This is a genomic window from Cohnella laeviribosi DSM 21336, assembly GCF_000378425.1.
Lineage (GTDB): Bacteria > Bacillota > Bacilli > Paenibacillales > Paenibacillaceae > Cohnella > Cohnella laeviribosi.
In genome coordinates this window covers 1-18,922 of record NZ_KB899862.1, presented here as the reverse complement: position 1 = coordinate 18,922, position 18,922 = coordinate 1, and the positions used below count along the sequence as shown (strand labels likewise).

The following is an 18,922-nucleotide window of genomic DNA, read 5'->3' as shown; positions in this document are numbered from 1 at the left end:
CATTGGCGGCAAATTCATTCCACCAACCCGTTAGAGCGTTTAAACCGCGAAATCCGCCGACGTTCAGACGCAGTAGGAATCTTTCCAAATCGGGAATCCGTTATCCGACTGATCGGTGCCATCTTAATCGAGTTTTGGATTTCGCGCGGGGATTCATATAACGGAATTTACGAAACGAGCCGGCCTCCGATAGCTCCTATCTTAGGCCGGCTCATCCGTCGTCTGAGCTTCTTCCATGATTATACACTTCGTTCCCAAAAGGAGAAAGCCCCGCTATTCGTCGTCAACCAGCTTGTCAAAATCATCGAAAAACGGATACACATACGGCGTTTCCGGAGCAGGGATCGTTTCGATCCGCACCGCATCCAGTTTCATGATCTCATTGTCGTTATATAGGCTTTTTCCTATCGTGCCGGTGATTTTGACCCAGGTATCTTGAGCCAGTTTCGAGGCCTGGTCCGATTCGACCAGAATCCCGTAAGGAGCGGCGTCCGCCGAACAGCACTGCATGGCGAGCCGGGAAACGACGAACTGGTTCTTCGTCATGTCCGGTTCTCTGTATACGAAACCGCTGATTTCCATTGATTTTCCCACAAAGTTGTCCATATACAGATCGATGGCCGTCAACAACTCCATAAATCCTTCTTCTGTGATGGTGATCACCTTTTTTTGATACAGCTTCATTCCCAACCGGGCAAATTCCTCGGTGAACGGATCAGAGGGAAACCGTTCATTCAATTCCTCTTCCATCCATTCCCCTTGGTCTCCCGGCGGCATGGCTTCCGTTTCGCCGCCCGGACGGACGCCGGACGGTTCAGGATCGTTGCCGGGAAATTCCGGTCGGCTTGGATCCGGCGAAGTGGCCGTGTTTTCCGTCACGGAAAGGGGTCCACCTTGCGAAACGCCGATTCCATCCGACGGATTTTCGACAGCGAACTTCCCGTTACCGGGTTTCGGCGGCTTCACCGCGCCGGCTGCGGTCAAATTCATCCCTTTAATCTCCACGACCGCGCTACCCATCAGGGTATCCGGCAAGGCAACGCCGAGCAGAAGCGGAAAGACGAACAACAAATACATCAGTCCGTTTCGCCAGATAGACCTCGGAGGCTCATGTTCGCAGCCGCACATGGCGGCCTTGTCCGCATGCGACCGCAGCGCCAGATAAACCTGGCCGACCGCGACGACAAAAAGCCCGATTGCCGCATATTTCACGTAGTTCTCCATCCGCGGAGCAATGTAATACATCAAACGGTCGGACTTGGCCAAGTAAGCGATAAAAAACGAAAATCCAGCCAAAATGAGAGCTCTCAACCCATAATGAAAGGTTAGCCGACGTTCCCCCACGGCACTGCCGCCCCCTTTCTCACAATATATGAATTTACGCGGTAAAATAGAAATGCTCGACAAACATCGCCCCGATCCACACGAAACAACCGATCAGCACCATCAGCAAAACCACGAAACGGGTTTTGAAAACCGACAGCATCATGAACGTACTTTTGAGATCCAGCATCGGGCCGAACACCAAAAAGGTTAACAGCGAGCCGAAGGAAAACGTATGAACGAAAGAGGACGCGACAAAGGCATCGGACGTCGAACAAAGGGAAAGCGCATACGCAAACCCCATCATGAACAGGTGGGAACTGACCGGTCCCTGCCCGATGTCTACCAAAGCGTCTCTGGGCATGAACGTCTGGACCGCCGCTGTCGCCATCGCCCCCAACATCAAATACTTGCCCATGTCAAAAAACTCGCTGCCCGCATGTTCCAGCATCGAAACCAGCTTGCTCCCGCCGCGGGCATGGTGATGATGATCCCCCGCCTCCGGCGCACCGGCGTACAGCGTGGCCGACACGCGCTTCAATGGGTTGGTTTTGACAAAATACCGGATGAGCCATCCGATACAGATCCCCACGAACAAGGCAAGTCCCATTCGCGCATAGAGCATCTCCGGCCGGGCACGAAACGCGGTGTACGTCGCCGCGTAAACGACCGGATTCACGATCGGGCCGACCAACATAAAAACGATGCCGATATAAAGCGGCATTCCCTTCGCGATCAGCCTGCGAACGACGGGAATCATTCCGCATTCGCAAATCGGAAACAGAATCCCGAACACACAGGCCACCAGAATCCCGGCGACCGGGTTTTGGGGCAAAAAACGGGCCAGCCAACGCTCGGAAACATAGGCCTGCAGGGCGGCAGAAACCAATACGCCCAGAAGGATGAAAGGAACGGCTTCCAACACAATGCTGATGAGCATCGTCTTGAACGATTGAATCGCGTCCGTTCCGGGCCAGGGAATTTCCGTAAACATGGCGGGATTGACCATGACGGATATCAACAAAAACATCAGAAAAAGGAAAAAAAGATGCATTCCGATTTGCGAAACAAAAGCCCGCAAGCGGCAAACCTCCCGAACCACTCCTGCCCATCTTCCAAAATCAAGCTGCTGAAGGAGCTAAATGATTTATTCTCATTTTATAAGTAATAATTACGATTATCAATGAAAATATGCTTCGCTGGCCTTGGTATTTCCCTTGATAGGCTTTTTCGGCTTTGCGATCCATCGTGCAAACACCAGTTGGCATATTCGCCGACCTTCGGACAGCCTGATCGGCAAGCGGTTGGCGTTGAACAATTCCAGCGTGATCTGCCCTTCAAACCCCGGGTCGACCCAGCCAGGATTCTGAATAAATATGCCCATGCGACCAATCAAGCTTCCCCCTCCACAAACGCGGACACATCTTCGGGCAACCGGATTGTTTCCAATGTGGCAGCCAATAAAAAAGACTGGCTTTCTTGACGAGCGCATTCATCACTCTGAAGACAAACGAAGACAGCATTGCGTACAGGATCCCGTTTTTCATGGATCCTCCTTCCTATTCCGCACCCCTGATCAACAAACGCGTGTACGCGTGCCGATCTTCGCCCATGATTCGCCCGCTCGCAAATTCATCTACGATTCGTCCGTCCTTCATGACGATGATCCGGTCGCAGATCATACGCACCGCCGCAATATCGTGCGAAATAAACAAACAGGCCATTCCCAACCTGGTCTGCAAATGTTTCAGCAACTTCAGGATTTGAGCTTGAACCGACACATCCAGACTGGAGGTCGGCTCGTCGCAAATGAGCAACTTCGGATTCAAGCTGACGCCTCGCGCGATGGCGACGCGTTGTCTCTGTCCGCCGCTCAATTCATGCGGGTACCGGTCGAGATGCTCTCTCGACAGCCCGACCATCTCCAGAAGCCTGGCTGCCGATTCTCGCCGGGAATGCCGGACATCGGCCAGGAATGGAGGGGTCACTTCCGGAAAGTTGTCAAGCGGTTCCATGACGGAACGCCAAACCGGAAGCCGCTGATTCAACGAGGCGGTCGGATCCTGGAAGACAACCTGAATATGCCTTCGCAACGAGTGCAAGGCTTTGCCACGCAAATCCGCAAAGGAAACTCCCTGAAATTTGATGTTCCCCTGTTCCGGGCGTTCCAGCGCAAGCAAAAGACGTCCGAGGGTGCTCTTGCCGCTGCCGCTTTCTCCGACAACGCCCAGGCATTCTCCTTCTCCGATGTGCAGCGAAACGTCTTGCATGGCCATGACCTCTCGGCCGGAATCGAGATACGTTTTGCTGATCCCTTCCGCACGCAACAGTTCGTTCACGCCGATCCCCCCATTTTGCACGCAACGACAAGTTCATCTTCGTCCTCCCGCACCAGTCCCGCCTGGATCTCCGACAGAGAAGGTCTCGCCTTCAGCAGCATCTGCGTATACGGATGACGGGCATGATCGCGAATCGCATTCATCCTCCCCCACTCCACGATCGAACCGCCCCGCATCACCGCAACGCTATCCGCCCTTTTTAAGACCAGCCGCAAATCGTGCGAGATGAACAGAACCGCACATCCGGTCTGCCGCTTCAGCCTGTCCATCACATCCAGCACCCGTTCTCCCGTAAGCACATCCAGCGCGGTTGTCGGTTCATCCGCAATGAGGATGGCGGGCCGGAGCACCATAGTCGAAGCCAATGCCGCCCGCTGCAGTTGGCCGCCGCTCAACTGAAACGGATAGCTGTCAAACACGCGTTCCGCGGGCAATCCGACTTGATCGAGCGATTCCAGCGCAACCGCTTTTGCCTGTTTCGCAGACAGACGGCGATGACTGCGAATCGTCTCGATCATTTGCTTCCCGATCTTGATAAACGGGGTGAAGCTCCCCTGATAATCCTGAAAGACGTAGCCGATGCGGCCGCCGCACAGAATCCTTCGCTTTTTGACCGGCCACGGCGCGATATCCTCGCCTTGAAAGACGATCTGACCTGCAGTCACACGCATGGAAGGAGGCAACAGCCCCAGGATCGCTCCGGCCGTGACGCTTTTCCCGCTGCCGCTTTCCCCGACCAAGGCCAACGTTTCCCCGGGGTGAATCGTAAAAGATGCATCCCCTACGATGGGTGTTATTCGCCTCCCCTGTTGGATTTGCACGGTCAATCCGTTCAGTTGCAGGACTGGCGTTGTCCGGGAAGAAGACGTTTCTTGGAACGGCGGGAGCGTCCGCTGTTCTCCTTCCGTCCGGTTTCCGCTTTCTTTGGGGTTCAGAAGCTGCCGCGTCATGCGTTATCTCCTTTCAGCGCACGATTTCCGTCAAATAAGCCTTAGTAGCACCCGAGAAAATCCCCTCCAATTGAAGCCCCCAATAACCGACAAAAGGAAATGCCGCCATCCAGACGATATACGCCGAGGCGATATCCTTCGCTTCCTCAATCGTTGTAAAGACCGACAGAACAGGACGGCCAAACTGGCAAAGGCCAAGTGCGAGCGCAATGGCGGTTATACATCCCCATTGTGCCGACAGGGAAAACGCCCGCTTGCAAAGAATGACATTTTGCCCGCCAACCACCCTCCCCACGATGATGCTGGAAGCGTTAGCAAAGCCATCGAACAGGTAGGCCATCACATACTGGATTTGCCATAATATCGCGTTTGCGGCCAAGGTGTCTTCGATGCTCAAGAGCATATTCAGGGCGTTCATCAACATTTGGATCATCAGCGAAAGCTTGACCCTTGATATGCCCATCAGCCAACCAATGATGACATAGCCGGGCAGCGCGAATGGCGCCCCCCAGATGCGAATATAAAAATACGTCTCCGCATGTCCGGTCACCGCCTCGCTTGCGCCAATCAGGCGGGCTGCCGCTTGCATGATCGGATATTGAAGAGCGATAAAAATGAGTCCCAGCAGAACGGCCATCGCCGCCGGACGCCATAACGACATCGTCAATTCCTTATCGCGGTTGGCCCCCAGCGCCTGCGCCGCAAACCCGGTCGTACTCACCCGAAGAAAACAGCCAGTACAGCGTGTTAAAAATAAGGGAGCTGACCGCTACTCCGCCGATATAGGAAGAGTCGGTCAGTCTTCCGACAACCGCGGTGGCCACCACGCCCAATATGGGCGTTGACAGCGTGGAAACGATTAATGGAATGGCTAAAGCCCAATATTCACGATGCGTCAATGCCGAATGATAGATCGCGGCGTCAATGGCTGCCGTTCGCTTCACTTTCCTTCTCCTCACGATGATAAATCTGTACCGCCTCCTCTCCTTTATCTGCCGCGAACATCCAGCAAATCGCGCAGCCCTTCCCCGATCAGGTTGAACGAAATGACCACCAGCATAATGGCCAGACCGGGATACAGCATCAGTTGAGGGGCGATCTGGAAATAGGCGCGTCCGTCGTTCAGCATCGCCCCCCATTCCGGCGACGGCGGCTGCGTGCCCAAACCGAGATAAGACAGCGAGGAAATGACCAGAATCGTCTTGCCGATATCCAACGTGGCATAAACCAGAACCGGCGAGATGATCTGCGGTAACAAATGGCGCCTCAGCACAATCCACGTGCCGCATCCGGCGACACGCGCCGCCAGCACGTATTCCTTCTCGCGTTCGGACAGGACGATTCCCCTGACCATTCTCGCATACCCGATCCAGTTGATCAGAACGAGCGATAATATCAAATTGTTCAGGCTGTGCCCAAGAAATCCGGATATGGCGATTACCAGCAGAAAATCCGGCAGCACGCTCATCCCGTCAACCGTTCTCATCAGGAACGTGTCTACGCGGCCGCCGAGGTACCCGGATATTAATCCGACCGCCGTTCCAATCAGCATTACGATCGCAATGACCAGCGCGGATATGCCGAGCGTTGTCCTGGCTCCCGTCACAAGCCGTGAAAACAGGCACCGGCCCAAGTGATCCGTCCCGAGCGGATATTTGCCGCCGGGCGGCAACAGCCGCTCCGCCATGTTCGCGGCAAACGGATCGTTCTTGACCAACAGCGGCCCCAACAAGGCAACCAGCACGATGATCGTCAGGATGCCGACTCCCGCGGCGGTCGTCGGGTCGCGGAACAACCTTCCCGCCCGACGAACGGCCGGACGCACGTATTCCTCCGCCATCGACACGCTCATCCGGATCCCCCCTTGCCGAGGCGAATCCGCGGGTCGAGCATGCCATACGCGAGGTCGACCGCCAGATTCACCGCGGTCACAAAGGCGCCGGTCATTAGCAAATACCCCTGGATCAACGGATAATCCCGTTGAAAAATGGCGTCAACGGCCATGCTGCCCAAACCCGGCCAGGAAAACAGCGTTTCGACCACGACCGATCCGGCCAGCAGACTGCCCAAGGTCATGCCAAACATCGTCAGCGCGGGGATAAGCGCGGCGCGCAACGCGTGCCGAAAGAACACGCGCCATTCGGAGAGGCCCCTGGCGCGGGCGGCCCGGATGTATTCCTGCGACAGACTGTCCAAAAGACCGGAGCGAAGCAGCCGGGCATGCACCGCCGCCAATCCGGATCCGAGCGTGACGGAAGGGAGGATCAGCTCCCTCAGCCCGCCCCGGCCCATCGTCGGAAACCACTGCAGCTTGAAGGCGAACGCATAAATCAGCAACAGGCCGATCCAGAACACTGGAACGGAAGCGCCGATCAGCGCGAACATGCGTCCCAGATAATCGGGAAGACGCCCCGGGTACCTGGCGGCCAACAGGCCGAGAGGAAAAGCGATGATCAGCATGACGGCCAGCCCTCCCAGCGTCAACTCGATCGTGGCGGGGAGACGCTCCAACAGTTCGCTCAGGACGGGTTTCCCTTTGATCAGCGATTCCCCGAAATCCAGCCGCAGCACACGGCCCAGCCATTCCAGGTACTGGACGTGCACAGGCCGGTTGAAGCCAAGCTCCGGAGCGCGGCTTCGTCGGCTTGCGTCACGCTCATTTCATCCGCCCGCAAAAGGGTCAGTACAGGATCGCCCGGGGCGAGCTTCATGAGCGAGAACGTCACGATCGACAGCACCCACAAGACGACGATCAGTTGCAGGAGACGCGTTCTGACGATGCCCAGCACGTCACTTCACATCCATCCTGTTATTTACCAGGTAGTACTCTTCCGCTCCCGGTTTCCATCCGGTGACCCGTTTGTTCATGCCGACGATGACATTGGGATACACCAGATAGACGTGCGGCACTTCCTCCCGGATGGCGGCAACCGCTTCCTGGGTGATTTCATTGCGTTTGTTCATGTCGCTTGTCGCGTTGAGACGAGAAATGATTTCACTCAATCTTTCGCTTCGGATGTTGGCCGCGTTCAGCGAACCTCCCGGCATCAGGGCCGAATTCAGGAAATAGCCTCCGTCGCCGCGGGGAGCGGAAAGATTGCTGTACGTGGCAATATCCCAGTTGTCGTTCTCGCGCAAGAACGTATCGATATTTTCCACCATTTGAATCCGGATGCCGATTCCGGCCTTCGCGGCGTCGGACTGGAGCAACTGGGCGATAAGCGGCAGTTCGGGGCGGGCCTTGTAGGTCACCAGCTCGAGCGTCAGCGGCTGACCGTCCTTCGTCGCCCTTCCGTCCGGCCCGTAGGTGTAACCCGCTTCCTCCAGCAGCTTCTTCGCCTCTTCCACATTCTGCATCTGAACCGGCTCCCGGCTTGCGAAGGGCAGGCGCGTATTGAAAGGCCCGTTAGCCGGCGTCGCGTGCCCCAGCATGACGTCGTCTGCGATGCTCTCCCGGTCCATCAGCAAATCGAAGGCCTGGCGAACCTTGACGTCCTTCATCGCTTCCCGGTTCGGATTGAAGAGCAGGAAGTGCACGCGCAGCCCGGCGACGGATTCCACCCGCAGCCGGTCGTCTTTTTGGACCGTCGCCACGGTTTCCGCCGGAATCTGGGTGGCGATATCCGCCTCCTTCGCCTGCAGCGCCAGCGCCCTGACATTGCCGTCTTCATTGAACCTGAACACGACTTCATCCAATTGGGCGACACCGTCCCAATATCCGTCATAACGCTCCAGCAAAATCTCGACGTTTGGCGTGAACTTCTTCACCTGAAACGGCCCCGTTCCGACCGGCGCCCGATTGAACGCCTGCGAGCCCATCTTCTTCTCCGCGGCAACGCTAACCACCGAAGTATAAGGATTGACGAATTCCGACACCAGCGTCGGATTCGGCTCTTTCGTGATGACCGTCAGTTGTTGCCCGTTCGCTTCCATCGAGACGATCTTGAGGCTGTTGCCCAGCGATTTGTTTACCGCGATCGCGCGTTCCAGCGACGCCTTGACGGCGGCCGCATCCAGTTTTGTCCCGTCCTGGAACGTCACCCCGTCGCGGATGGTAAACACCCATGTCAGAGGATTGCGATGTTCCCATTGGGTCGCCAGCCAAGGATGCACCTCCAGGTTTTCATCCAGGCGGACGAGCGTCTCGGTGATGCCCGCTTTCAACGCCACAAAATCGTTGGCCGGATCGAGACTGCCGCTTTTGAAATGATAGATCAGGGTCAATTTCCTGGTTCCACCGGCGTTGTTCCCGCCCTGTTCTTCTTCCGAGGCTGTTGCGGACGAGCCTTCGGCATGGGGCCCGCCTTGTCGGCAACCCGCCAGCGCAAAAGCCAGCATGAAAAACACGATGAAAATGGCAAGGGTACGTTTCCGGATCAAGGTGAGGGTGCGCAAGGGTTCATCTTCCTTCCGTCTCGTTCGGTCATTTCATCAACGTATCCGCAAGTTCGGCGGCCGCCCGCGGGAACGGGGCGGAAAATCCGCCCCAATCCCGCATCATTTCTTCTTCCATCAGCAAGCATCGGTCCAGGCCGGCCACAATGTCGGAATGGTTCATGTCGATGCCGACAAATACCACCTTGTTGATGCGGTCTCCGTATGCCGGATCCCATGATGCGACAAGCTCCTCGTCGCCAGCCAGAGTATGCCTTTGGCGCGCACGATCTCCGCCGGCCACGCTTCCATCCACCGCATCAGACGCTCCGGATGAAACGGCCGGGCCCGCTCGTAGACGAAAGACGAAATTCCGTATTCTTCCGTCTCCGGGGTATGGACCGGTTTTTCCAGTTCCTTGATCCAGCCTGCGGAACGGCTGGCCTTCTCGTAATGGAACAACCCGGTGTTCAGGATGTCGGCGGGATCGATCCTGTCGTGCACCGCCCGGATCAGCCTGGCACGCGGCTGCAGTTTGCGAAGCACGGCTTCCAGCACGGCAAGTTCGTCATCCGTCACCCGATCGCATTTGTTCAAAATCAGCACATCGCAAAACTCGATCTGGCTGACAAGCAGATCGACGACATTCCGCCCATCGTCTTCTCCCGCAGCCTGATTGCGCTCCAGCAGTGTTTCCCCGGAAGAGAAATCTTTCCAGAACCGGTAGACGTCGATGACGGTGACCATGCAATCCAGCCGGCAAAACCGCGACAAATCGATCTCCAGTTCTTTGTCCACATAGGTGAACGTTTGCGCCACAGGGATCGGCTCGCCGATGCCCGCCGATTCGATGAGAATGTAGTCAAATCGTTTTTCCCCGGCCAACCGCTCCACTTCCCGGAGCAACTTCCCGCAGCGTGCAGCAAATGCAGCCGTTCGACATTTCGACCAGTTTCTCTTCCGTGCGGCTCAGTCCGCCCCCGTCCCGGATCAGATCCGCATCGATATTCACTTCGCTCAGGTCGTTGACAATGACGGTCACTTTCAATCCTTGGCGGTTGTTCAATACATGATTGAGAACGGTCGTTTTCCCATCCCCCAGGTGCCCGCTCAGGACGGTGACCGGGATTTTGTCTTCCGGTTTCAGGGCATTCATCTCCGCAACTCCCCTCAACAACAAGAATATTCCGGCGAATCTTATTAGTAATTATTACGATTTGAGACAAAAAAGAACGACTCGATTCTCCGTTATTAATTGTAATTATTACGATTAAAGTATATCGCGACGGCTCTTGTTCGTCAAGCCATCAACGACTGCCGGACCCCCGCCTTTTCCCGGATCACCTCAAAGTAACTTTTCATGTAAATATTTATTTTCCCGCAACAAGGTCTTGACCCTGGAAATCGTATTTTCCCGATTCGGCAATCCGATTCGCCCCGGTCGTGAATGACTTCGATTTCAAAACCAACCCCTTGCAAAGATCCCGAAAAGCCGCTTCCCTTTCTTTGGATTCCATTTAGAATCTTGGGGTATTGAGGCCGAAAATACTTTACTGATCCAACAATGCCGGTTAATAAAAGAAACAAACCGATAAGCACAGGCAAATGCAGGCCTGTATTGTCTTTGCCTGTCGCCAAAAGAATACTTTGACATGTCATTGGAGGGCGGGCACCCTCCTTTTCGTTTTTCAGCTCCCTCAATCGCCTCCGCTTGAATGGAACATAAAATATAAATCTTGAATTTGGAAATCGGGTGTCCTAGAATAGGGCTAAACCGATCCGGCCCTAGGAGATCGGTTTCATTTATGATTGAATAAGACCTGCTCGGAGAGCCATTTAGCCCGACGTCTTTGTTCGTGGAGGAGCAATAAACAAGAGAAGAGATGGAGAGAAATGCAAACAACTCCTCAATTGAAGCATGAAGCTCAAGAAAGCGCCGACCGTTTCCTTCAAGGCATAAAAGATTGCGTTCCGACGTTGTTGAGCTATTTGAGCATCGGGTTTGCCGCCGGGGTGGTTGGAAATACGGCGGGATTAAGTATCGCCGAAATCGCCCTTATGTCCGTGCTCATCTATGCCGGTTCCGCTCAATTTATATTCGCGGGCATGATCGCGGCAGACGGCTCGGTTGCTGCCATTATCTTAACGATTTTCATCGTCAATCTTCGCCATCTTTTGTTAAGTGCCGCCTTGTCCCCATACTTTCGCCGTCTTTCTCCCTTGAAGAACATGCTCATCGGTTCTTTGCTTACGGACGAAACGTTCGGCGTTGCGATGAATCATGCGTCTCAAAAGAAGCCGATCGGCGAAAAATGGATGTTCGGCCTCAATATCGCCGCTTACTTAAATTGGATCATCGCGACTCTCTTGGGCGCGATCTTTGGACAGTGGATCACAAACCCCGAGAATTTCGGCTTGGACTTTGCGCTGACGGCCATGTTTATCGGGCTTCTGGTTCTGCAGATCGCAAATCGAAAGAGGATCGCAAAAGATATAGCCGTTGCCTTAAGCGCTGTCGTTTTTGTCGTAGGAGCAAGTTTTGTAACATCCGGGAGCGCGGCCGTCATCGCGGCTACCGTAATTGCGGCAACAATCGGAATGGTGATGGAAAAATGGAAATAAGATGGCATATTCTTTTGATCATTGCGGGAGCCTCCATCGTAACCTTTATTCCGAGAGTCCTTCCCCTCATGGTGCTTAGTCGAATGAAAATTCCCGCGTGGGCGATGCAATGGTTGAACAACGTTCCGGTTGCCGTTATGGCCGCCTTGGTGGGTCAAGAGTTGTTGCTTTCGGACGGAACATTTTCGCTCCTTGAAGACAGCACCAAGATACTGGCCGCCATACCAACCTTTTTGGTCGCCTTATTAACGCGCAGCCTGCTGGGAACGGTTGTGACCGGTATCTTTTCCATGCTGCTGCTGCGTATGGTTTATTAATCCAAGCTGCTGCAGGCCAGCGAAAAAGCAGCCGACCTTCGGGTCAGCCGCCTGCGCCAAGCAAAAGGTCTACCCGTTTATTTTCTTTCCATAACGGCAAAGTAATTTTCTTCGTCATCTGCAAAATTGAACACTCTGCCGGAAGGCGTATTTACGATTTAGAACGATGCTTGTTTCCGCTCCCTTGGGAGCGATTTCAATCCATCTCATGTCACCGTTCTTTTCTTCGGCAATCACGCTAAATCCCAATTTTTCCGTCCAGAACTTCACCGCCTGATCCTGGTTGTTTACATACAACATCACTTGACCGAGCTTGCTGACCATCGGTTCTTTCCCTCCTTGAATTGTTTATTCCTGCGCACGACCCGACCGCGTAACCTTCAAAACCGCGAATTCTTCTGCTTGCTGGCCAAACCACCCCCATTCATCGACAGTTGCATGGTTAGAATAAAGTTTATTACGAAAATGTTAAATCCTCGTACTGATTCGGGAAAATTTCATATAAATCGCTGACCTTTAAGAAACTAAACTTTTATTTTCCAAAAGCCGATATAATAAAAAATGACTTCTTATACAGAGGTGCTGATCATGGTGTCTTTTTCCGCCGTGGATGCGAACGGACGTTTTACCGCCGAATATGCTGCATATACGAAAGCAACACTGGTCAACCGCTTTCTGGCGTATGGCGGAAATATGGGAATCGGTCAATACGGTCATCGAGACGAAGTTACGTTCGAGCAGTTTATGCGGATGATCGAAAATAATCAAGTGATCAATGCAAAATTCGCGCGGCCGTTACCCTCGAACGAAATTCAACAATCGCGAATCAATGCGCAGTTCAACGGTAATGTGCAATTCGAAAATGCAAGGTTGAACATCCTTCAGAAAGCCTATGAATTGGGTATGATTGGTTTCGACGGTGTTCTTCAACCCCTTGTTTCCGAGAATAAAAACTGACGATTTCATTATATCTCGGCTCAATCAAACCATTGAATCGCCCACTACCGGTTTCGGATTTACTGGGAAAGGAGCGTTGCGGAGAAATGGAAGAAGTGATTATCCTTACCGTATCCTTAAACCGAATCCAAAAAGCTCTATCAGTCTCGCTTCGATAACCATATGTTGCGAAGCTTCGGAATGCTCAGATCGAGCGTGCCGACCCGGGTATGCCACTCCCGTTGCCGGTAACCGTTCCGCTGGTTGGTTCTTTCCATGTTTCGTTCATATCGCTCGGCACCGATCTGGGCCGCTACTTCCGACTCCATCAAGGAATGAACATAAACATTCAAGACTTCCTTTAAAAAATCCACATCACCGTCAGGTTAGAGTAAAATTTGCGTGGGGGTAAAGTCTGGAAAAAGCGAACATGGAAAAAGAGCTTCTCACTTGGTAAAGTGAATTTGCCACAAAACACATACCAAGAGGAGGAAGCTCCTGTGCAGCACTTTACCACAATCATTCCCACAATGAAAGAGCTTGAGCAGTGGATGTTTCGGGAGATGCAGGAAAGCGTTCGCCAGCGCGATGAAGACAGCGCTGGAGATGTTGGATCAGATCATCCTTGAGCAAAGGGATCACCAGCGTTTTCGCGTCAAGGCGGAACGGGAAACCAACAGCAAAATGACCAACGGCTTGCTGGAAGGCATAAACGGTATGGTGCAAGCGGCCAAGCGCCGGGCACGCGGTTACCGCAACGTGGAAAACTTGATCGCGATGGTGTACATGACGGCAAACAAACTGCATATGCCGGTGCTCGGAGCACGCCGAGCACACTAACCCTTACCGCCTTGTTACCCCGACTCATAGGCAGAAGGAGCGGTCAAGCGAACTCTTTGACGGCTTCTTCTGCCTATGAGATGCTCAAGCAGGCGGAAGGGTTATGATTCTCTTTTAAGAGGCACTTACCCACCGAGTAGAGCGAAGAGCCGTAAAAAATAATCCATGCCGATCGCGGCAGTCAGTATGCGTCGCATGATTACCAGGCGCGTTTGCGCAAATATGGCATGACGGGGAGTATGAGCCGTAAAGGGGGGACTGTCAATAATTTTGTGTAAACTCATTTATAGGAATCTCCTCTAAGGAGAATGGCCCCTTACGGCAAATGCTGTCCGATTCGCTCCGGATAGAAGACGGAAAGCTGGAGGAGAATTTGGCTCCAATTTTGCACGCGGCCAGTCCATTTGCGGGTGACATTCATCGTCGCCAGGTACAGCATTTTGAGCAGCGCTTCGTCCGTTGGGAAGCTGCTCTTGCCTTTGGTCACTTTGCGCAACTGACGATGGCAGCTCTCGATCATGTTCGTCGTATAGATTAGCTTGCGGATCTCGGCGGGTACTTGAAGAACGTAGCCAGCTCGTCCCAGTTATTCCTCCAAGATCGGATAATGAACGGATATTTGGCACCCCAGATTTCTTCAAAGCGATCTAGCTCCACTAGCGCCGCTTCTTCCGTTGCCGCCTTGTAGATCGGTTTCAGATCCGCCGTCTTCAATTTCCCTCCCTGCAACAGAAATAAACGTAAAGAGTAGTGCTTTATTAATATAGCTAAATTACACATTTTTTACAATATCTACGAATATAGATCTAAATAATTAGAACATCCATGCTTTATGTCCCCTTGGGTGATGGCAGTAATAACTTCTCTCTCTTACTCTTGTTCCCGCTGAAAGATAACGACCTGTTGCTGGCGGGATTGCCTTTCCGGAAGTTGCTGAGTATAATGACCATACCACAAAAATGAAAAAGCTTGTTTGATGCCTTTTTCCAACAGGATGCGTCGGATGCTGGAAGGGCTCAGTTGCAGCGATTCATGTTCCTCCAGCAGCTCTGCAAAATGGCAATGATTGCTGCCGTGGTATTTCGTGTTGTACAACTTCGACGACTTGATGTTTGATTTCCTCCGACAAGGCGTTTTTCGGTTTTTTTCCCCGATTGCGGTGTGCTAACGCTTGTGCTCCTCCCTCTTCCACATTTTTTTCTTCAGCCGAATCTCGCCGTACGGTCAGTCCGTGTGCCGCAGCCTCCTCAACATTCGTCATATGCACATCCAAAATCTTCTCCACGACAAGTACCTTCTTCAGTTCTGAGTTGACATATTGTAATATAAATGCTAATTTTCTAACTAGTAAGATGTTTCAAGAAGCCTGTCTTATGAAAGTACTTAAATTTTAAACAGAAATCCCAAACTAAATAACTAATTCCTATCGATTCGATGAGGCAAAAATATGCATACTTTCGGAATAATATGATTTCGATGATGCCCTAATATTATTCCTTAATGATGCCTTAGATCCATGGATTCTTGCAACAAAAGCCTTACAGTGGACCAAATCTTTGATTCCGTTTATAGCTGTCCAACCATATTACCTAATCACCTCTATCAAGCAGCAAAAATGGTCAAAAGAATTAGCATTCTATATAGACGCAAAGTTAATATCAATTTTGTACCTGGTGGTCGAAATAGCGACCTGACTGCAGGCAATAAATTAACTTTTCCAAAGTTCAAGTATGATCGACTAAATGAATATATTAGTGTTTTTCGATCCCTAATTTCGTCTAATATCCCATTAAATTTTTTCGGGAACTATTACAGCTATACTAACTTAACAACATTATCAAAAGTCCCACATAAGTTGAGGCCTGAATTATTTGTAGCAGGGTCATCCCAAAAATGTATAGTTGCCCAAAATGGTGCTGATACATTACTTCTTCGACCATTGCCATACAAATCATTTAAAAACCTAATTGAAACACAAATAGAAAAAAACATATCGCGAAGGTCGGCTTGCAACTATAATGAGAACTAAATCTCTTTCAAACAATATTAAACAAATGGCGCAGCTATCACTATCAAACCAGTTGTGAATGATGATGTATATTGGACTGGTGGACTTCTAAGCGGGAAAACAATCGATCCATATATAATTGGGAGCGATAGCGATGTAACGGAATACTTAAAACAATATATAGAATTAGGTGTTAATTCTTTCCTAATCAGTAATATTGATGAATCCCCTGAAGAGGCTGAGCACATCTCTACAGTCTTGACTCTTTTGAAAGGCTACGATAGAAACTACTAGTATTTCTAATTGGGTAGGCACTATATTTTACTTAAGGGATGTGAATTTGATGTATATACCTAAACACTTTCAGGTGACCGACTTACAGAAATTGATCGCTTTCATTGAAAAATACAGTTTTGGTATATTGTTTTCGCAAAATAACAGTGAACCATTTGCAACCCACTTGCCTTTATTAATTAAAAAAGATGATAATGGTGAATATTATCTTTTAGGGCACTTTGCAAAATCAAATCCCCATTGGAAATACATCAATGATCAAGTTCTCGTTGTATTCCAAGGCCCTCATTCATACATTTCGGCAACGTGGTATCAAGATGAAAATACAGTGCCAACTTGGAATTATATCGCGGTTCATGTTTACGGGGATTTCATTCTTGTTGATAAAACGGAAGAGCTTATAAACATAATTGAAGAAACAATAGAACATTATGAATCATCGTTTGAAAATCCTTGGAAAACTGATTTATCCAGCGACTTTAATAGCCAGCTAATGAGAGCGATTGTCGGCTTTAAAATAAAGATTAATCGGTTCGAAGGTAAGTGGAAACTAAGCCAGAACCATTCAGTAGATAGAAGAAAAAAATTGATCGATGGATTAAGAAACGTAAAAGACTGCAACTCAAATAAAGTAGCTGATTTAATGGAGCAAGAACTGCTCTCGACTCCACAAGATGGTTAGAGATTGTGCGAAAGTTATATAACTTTGCAAAACGACGTTTCGGAGTTAGCTTCATAGCTGATCTTCGATCGACAGCAGGTAATTTGTCATTTGGGTTTTGTAATTTATTCTTTTGGAAATTATTGGACAAGAAAGTGGGCACACCTGCAGAATATTGAGAATACGCTCGTTTTTTATGCGACCGCTTTTGCTGAACGAGATGCTGCAATTGCGGATGCAAGCAGAACGATGCCGTTCAGATACAGATGAGTATTGACTTTCTTGATCCCGCGGACATGAAAGGCATCTGCCGTTAAGTAGCTTTTCAGCCGTGCGTGGCAACGCTCGACGCTGGTTCGCTCATCGTAAAGTTCTTTCCAAGGTCTGGTATCCCGGTGTGGATTACAGTACCGCCGGAGGTCTTCCTTTACATTCACTTCACGACCATGCCATAATTCGAGGACGAGCAAGCTGCCATGCTGAGTGGACAGTCGACTTTGCCTGTTGCGTGCGTACAGCGAAACTTGAGTATGTCTCCGTCCGCCCCCCAGTACGTCATGGCATAGCCCATCGAACAGCACGGCGTCCCATTGGCCATGATTCCGGCAGGCGGTTCCTGTTCGCGCCTGAGGTTGAGCGGAATTATGGCTTGGGCTTTCACGTTTCGCAACGCCTCGTAAACCTTCGATTGGTCGTAGCCCGCGTCAAGCATGAAAAAACACGGGTTGGCTTTGGATGCTGCTTGTTCCATCAGGCTCGGTGCCCTTTCTCCGTCATTGACGTGCGTAGGCGTGACTTCCAGCGCAAGCGGCAGTTCGCTTCTCGTATCGACAGCCAGATGGAGTTTGTAACCAAACCAGGTGATCTTGATGCCGAACGAATCCCGTTTTGCTCCCCAATTGGCATTGCCAGTCTGCTCGCTCTTTCGTTTGGGCTGCTTTTTTTTTCTACGACGGCATAACCATCGCACACCATTCATTTTCTAGGTGATCAAGATACTTCTGCGGGTCCTTACGGAATCTTCGACGGAGTACACTCTCTGAAAGCTGATTGTTCCAGCGGTCACGCAATTGTCTGTAAGTCTCGTATGAAACCATGCAAAGTTTTCTGTTCAGGTCGGCATGATCCAAGGCGTCGTCCACAAGAACAACCAGTTCACCATTTCGCAGGATGTATTCGTTCCAGTTTCGTAGTCCTGTCATTCGCCGATGACGTGCCTTGGTTTTGCGGAAAAATCGCTCAAGGTCATTGTTTGTTCGAGGCATGTACGGATGATCGTAACACGTAAACAATCCCTTTCAGAAGCCAATTGTATAACTCCATAAGTTCCGGACCATCGGGCCATCAGCTTCTTCGACGTAAGTCTCTTAAACCCAAGACAGCAAGGCCGTCATATCTGCCCGCACGCTTTCGCTTGTCTTGCCCTCTGCAGGTTGAAGGATTTGTGCGATCCGCTCAACTGGCCTCATCCATCAGCACACGGCTTCATACTGCTCATGGAACGAATCGAGTTTCTGAAATATTCTGAAAACCTTCTCGAGCAGTACGGCCCCCTTTTTTATCCAAGCAATTTTGCAGAGACGCTTGGATGGCTTGTGCGTTTTGGTAAATCCGCATACCTGGGAGGTCTAGGGGAGGGTTACCGTCTTCCAGCAACAATGAACGGACCGCTGCTACATAGCCTTTGGCAATTTGGGCTTCTTCGGATTCCGTTTGTTCGATCTTGCGCTCGATGTCGCGAATCCCGCGCAGATTCTTTTTGATGTCCATTTTCAGTTTGCGATCCAGATCTATGACCGGCTTCGTATTATGAGGTCAGCCAGTTTTTACTGGTTGACCTCTTTTATGCTTAAGGGGTTTAGTACGGGTAGCCGGGGTAGAACGTCTCTGCCCGTGGGGCCTAGACCCCGTGTGCTAAACTGTTCACCCCCTACTTGTAGAAACATGTTTGAGGCTAGTTGAGACATCGATCTCGAATAACAAGCGAAGCTATGTAGAAAACGGTGTTAAAATCCCCAATAGAATCGGTTGAAAATTCCCCACCTTTGCCACAAACTCTCTCCTTGGAGGAGAGAGGCAACATGATCAAGAATGGGGAGTTTTACATGATCCACGAGATGAAAAAACGCGGAATGAACATCACACAGATTGCCGACGAATTGGGAAGAGACCGTAAAACGATCCGAAAATGGCTGCAGAAATCGGAGCCGGTTCCCTGCCAGCGTCAAATTACCCGACCCGGCAAGCTGGAGCCTTTC

The 18,922-nt window shown here is 51.2% G+C and carries 15 protein-coding genes and 10 pseudogenes; 7 read left to right on the top strand and 18 right to left on the bottom strand.

What is annotated here, in order from left to right; all coding sequences use genetic code 11:
* Positions 1-132 (top strand): annotated as a pseudogene (locus F560_RS25290) (transposase); the annotation flags it as partial.
* A gap of 141 nt (positions 133-273) precedes the next feature.
* Here F560_RS25290 and F560_RS0120590 read toward each other — a convergent pair.
* The 12 genes and pseudogenes from F560_RS0120590 to F560_RS0120540 all read right to left on the bottom strand — a co-directional run bounded on the left by F560_RS0120590 (position 274) and on the right by F560_RS0120540 (position 10,687).
* On the bottom strand, positions 274-1,344 hold the full coding sequence (locus F560_RS0120590; RefSeq protein WP_026298442.1) for a TIGR03943 family putative permease subunit: 1,071 nt from the start codon (positions 1,342-1,344) through the stop codon (positions 274-276).
* A gap of 34 nt (positions 1,345-1,378) precedes the next feature.
* Complete coding sequence (locus tag F560_RS0120585; protein ID WP_425393290.1) at positions 1,379-2,353, bottom strand: permease; 975 nt, start codon at positions 2,351-2,353, stop codon at positions 1,379-1,381.
* 91 nt (positions 2,354-2,444) lie between these two features.
* Positions 2,445-2,796 (bottom strand): annotated as a pseudogene (gene dcd, locus F560_RS25285) (dCTP deaminase); the annotation flags it as partial.
* Positions 2,797-2,882: 86 nt separating this feature from the next.
* Complete coding sequence (locus F560_RS0120575) at positions 2,883-3,662, bottom strand: ABC transporter ATP-binding protein (RefSeq protein WP_019007625.1); 780 nt, start codon at positions 3,660-3,662, stop codon at positions 2,883-2,885.
* A complete protein-coding gene (locus F560_RS23880) occupies positions 3,659-4,612 on the bottom strand; it encodes an ABC transporter ATP-binding protein (protein ID WP_019007624.1) in 954 nt (317 codons plus the stop codon). The genes F560_RS0120575 and F560_RS23880 overlap by 4 nt, the downstream gene beginning before the upstream one ends.
* 13 nt (positions 4,613-4,625) lie before the next feature.
* Positions 4,626-5,333, bottom strand: a complete 708-nt coding sequence (locus F560_RS24325) for an MATE family efflux transporter (protein WP_083932162.1) — start codon at positions 5,331-5,333, stop codon at positions 4,626-4,628.
* Positions 5,284-5,556 carry a hypothetical protein gene (locus F560_RS25750; protein WP_051088369.1) on the bottom strand — a complete coding sequence of 91 codons (273 nt, stop codon included), beginning with the start codon at positions 5,554-5,556 and terminating at the stop codon, positions 5,284-5,286. Before F560_RS25750 ends, F560_RS24325 begins: the two co-directional genes overlap by 50 nt.
* 44 nt (positions 5,557-5,600) lie before the next feature.
* The gene (nikC, locus tag F560_RS0120560) at positions 5,601-6,464 is read right to left on the bottom strand and encodes a nickel transporter permease (RefSeq protein ID WP_019007623.1); all 864 of its coding nucleotides are present in this window, start codon (positions 6,462-6,464) and stop codon (positions 5,601-5,603) included.
* Positions 6,461-7,401 (bottom strand): annotated as a pseudogene (gene nikB / locus F560_RS24320) (nickel ABC transporter permease). Before nikB ends, nikC begins: the two are co-directional and overlap by 4 nt.
* A 1-nt stretch (position 7,402) precedes the next feature.
* Entirely contained in the window at positions 7,403-9,007 is a 1,605-nt protein-coding gene (nikA, locus tag F560_RS0120550; RefSeq protein ID WP_019007621.1) for a nickel ABC transporter substrate-binding protein, read from the bottom strand.
* 28 nt (positions 9,008-9,035) lie between these two features.
* Positions 9,036-10,142 (bottom strand): annotated as a pseudogene (locus F560_RS24315) (GTP-binding protein).
* Between the two features lie 143 nt (positions 10,143-10,285).
* Entirely contained in the window at positions 10,286-10,687 is a 402-nt protein-coding gene (locus F560_RS0120540) for a hypothetical protein (RefSeq protein WP_156829074.1), read from the bottom strand.
* 192 nt (positions 10,688-10,879) lie between these two features.
* Between F560_RS0120540 and F560_RS0120535 the strand changes: the two genes are divergently transcribed.
* Together F560_RS0120535 and F560_RS0120530 are read left to right on the top strand one after the other, a co-directional pair.
* A complete protein-coding gene (locus F560_RS0120535) occupies positions 10,880-11,608 on the top strand; it encodes an AzlC family ABC transporter permease (protein ID WP_019007618.1) in 729 nt (242 codons plus the stop codon).
* Complete coding sequence (locus F560_RS0120530) at positions 11,599-11,925, top strand: AzlD domain-containing protein (RefSeq protein WP_019007617.1); 327 nt, start codon at positions 11,599-11,601, stop codon at positions 11,923-11,925. The genes F560_RS0120535 and F560_RS0120530 overlap by 10 nt, the downstream gene beginning before the upstream one ends.
* A gap of 77 nt (positions 11,926-12,002) precedes the next feature.
* On the opposite strand, the pseudogene F560_RS24310 reads toward F560_RS0120530, so the two are convergent.
* Positions 12,003-12,249 (bottom strand): annotated as a pseudogene (locus F560_RS24310) (VOC family protein).
* A 264-nt stretch (positions 12,250-12,513) separates the two neighbouring features.
* Between F560_RS24310 and F560_RS0120520 the strand changes: the two are divergent.
* Positions 12,514-12,882: a hypothetical protein gene (locus F560_RS0120520; protein ID WP_019007615.1), complete on the top strand. Its 369-nt coding sequence runs from the start codon at positions 12,514-12,516 to the stop codon at positions 12,880-12,882.
* 164 nt (positions 12,883-13,046) lie between these two features.
* Here F560_RS0120520 and F560_RS25280 read toward each other — a convergent pair.
* A pseudogene (locus tag F560_RS25280) lies at positions 13,047-13,238 on the bottom strand (transposase); the annotation flags it as partial.
* Between the two features lie 123 nt (positions 13,239-13,361).
* Between F560_RS25280 and F560_RS26340 the strand changes: the two are divergent.
* Positions 13,362-13,701, top strand: a pseudogene (locus F560_RS26340) (transposase).
* Between the two features lie 316 nt (positions 13,702-14,017).
* Here the strand turns inward: F560_RS26340 and F560_RS25745 are convergent.
* A pseudogene (locus F560_RS25745) lies at positions 14,018-14,418 on the bottom strand (transposase); the annotation flags it as partial.
* A 249-nt stretch (positions 14,419-14,667) separates the two neighbouring features.
* Positions 14,668-14,962: pseudogene (locus F560_RS25275) on the bottom strand (ISNCY family transposase); the annotation flags it as partial.
* A gap of 1,090 nt (positions 14,963-16,052) precedes the next feature.
* Between F560_RS25275 and F560_RS0120485 the strand changes: the two are divergent.
* A complete protein-coding gene (locus F560_RS0120485) occupies positions 16,053-16,685 on the top strand; it encodes an FMN-binding negative transcriptional regulator (RefSeq protein ID WP_019007610.1) in 633 nt (210 codons plus the stop codon).
* A 173-nt stretch (positions 16,686-16,858) separates the two neighbouring features.
* On the opposite strand, the pseudogene F560_RS23845 reads toward F560_RS0120485, so the two are convergent.
* Positions 16,859-17,610 (bottom strand): annotated as a pseudogene (locus tag F560_RS23845) (transposase); the annotation flags it as partial.
* 548 nt (positions 17,611-18,158) lie between these two features.
* Positions 18,159-18,434: a hypothetical protein gene (locus F560_RS0120475; RefSeq protein ID WP_019007608.1), complete on the bottom strand. Its 276-nt coding sequence runs from the start codon at positions 18,432-18,434 to the stop codon at positions 18,159-18,161.
* Between the two features lie 311 nt (positions 18,435-18,745).
* Between F560_RS0120475 and F560_RS25735 the strand changes: the two genes are divergently transcribed.
* Positions 18,746-18,922: helix-turn-helix domain-containing protein (locus tag F560_RS25735; RefSeq protein WP_019007607.1), on the top strand; the 177-nt coding region annotated here is incomplete at its 3' end.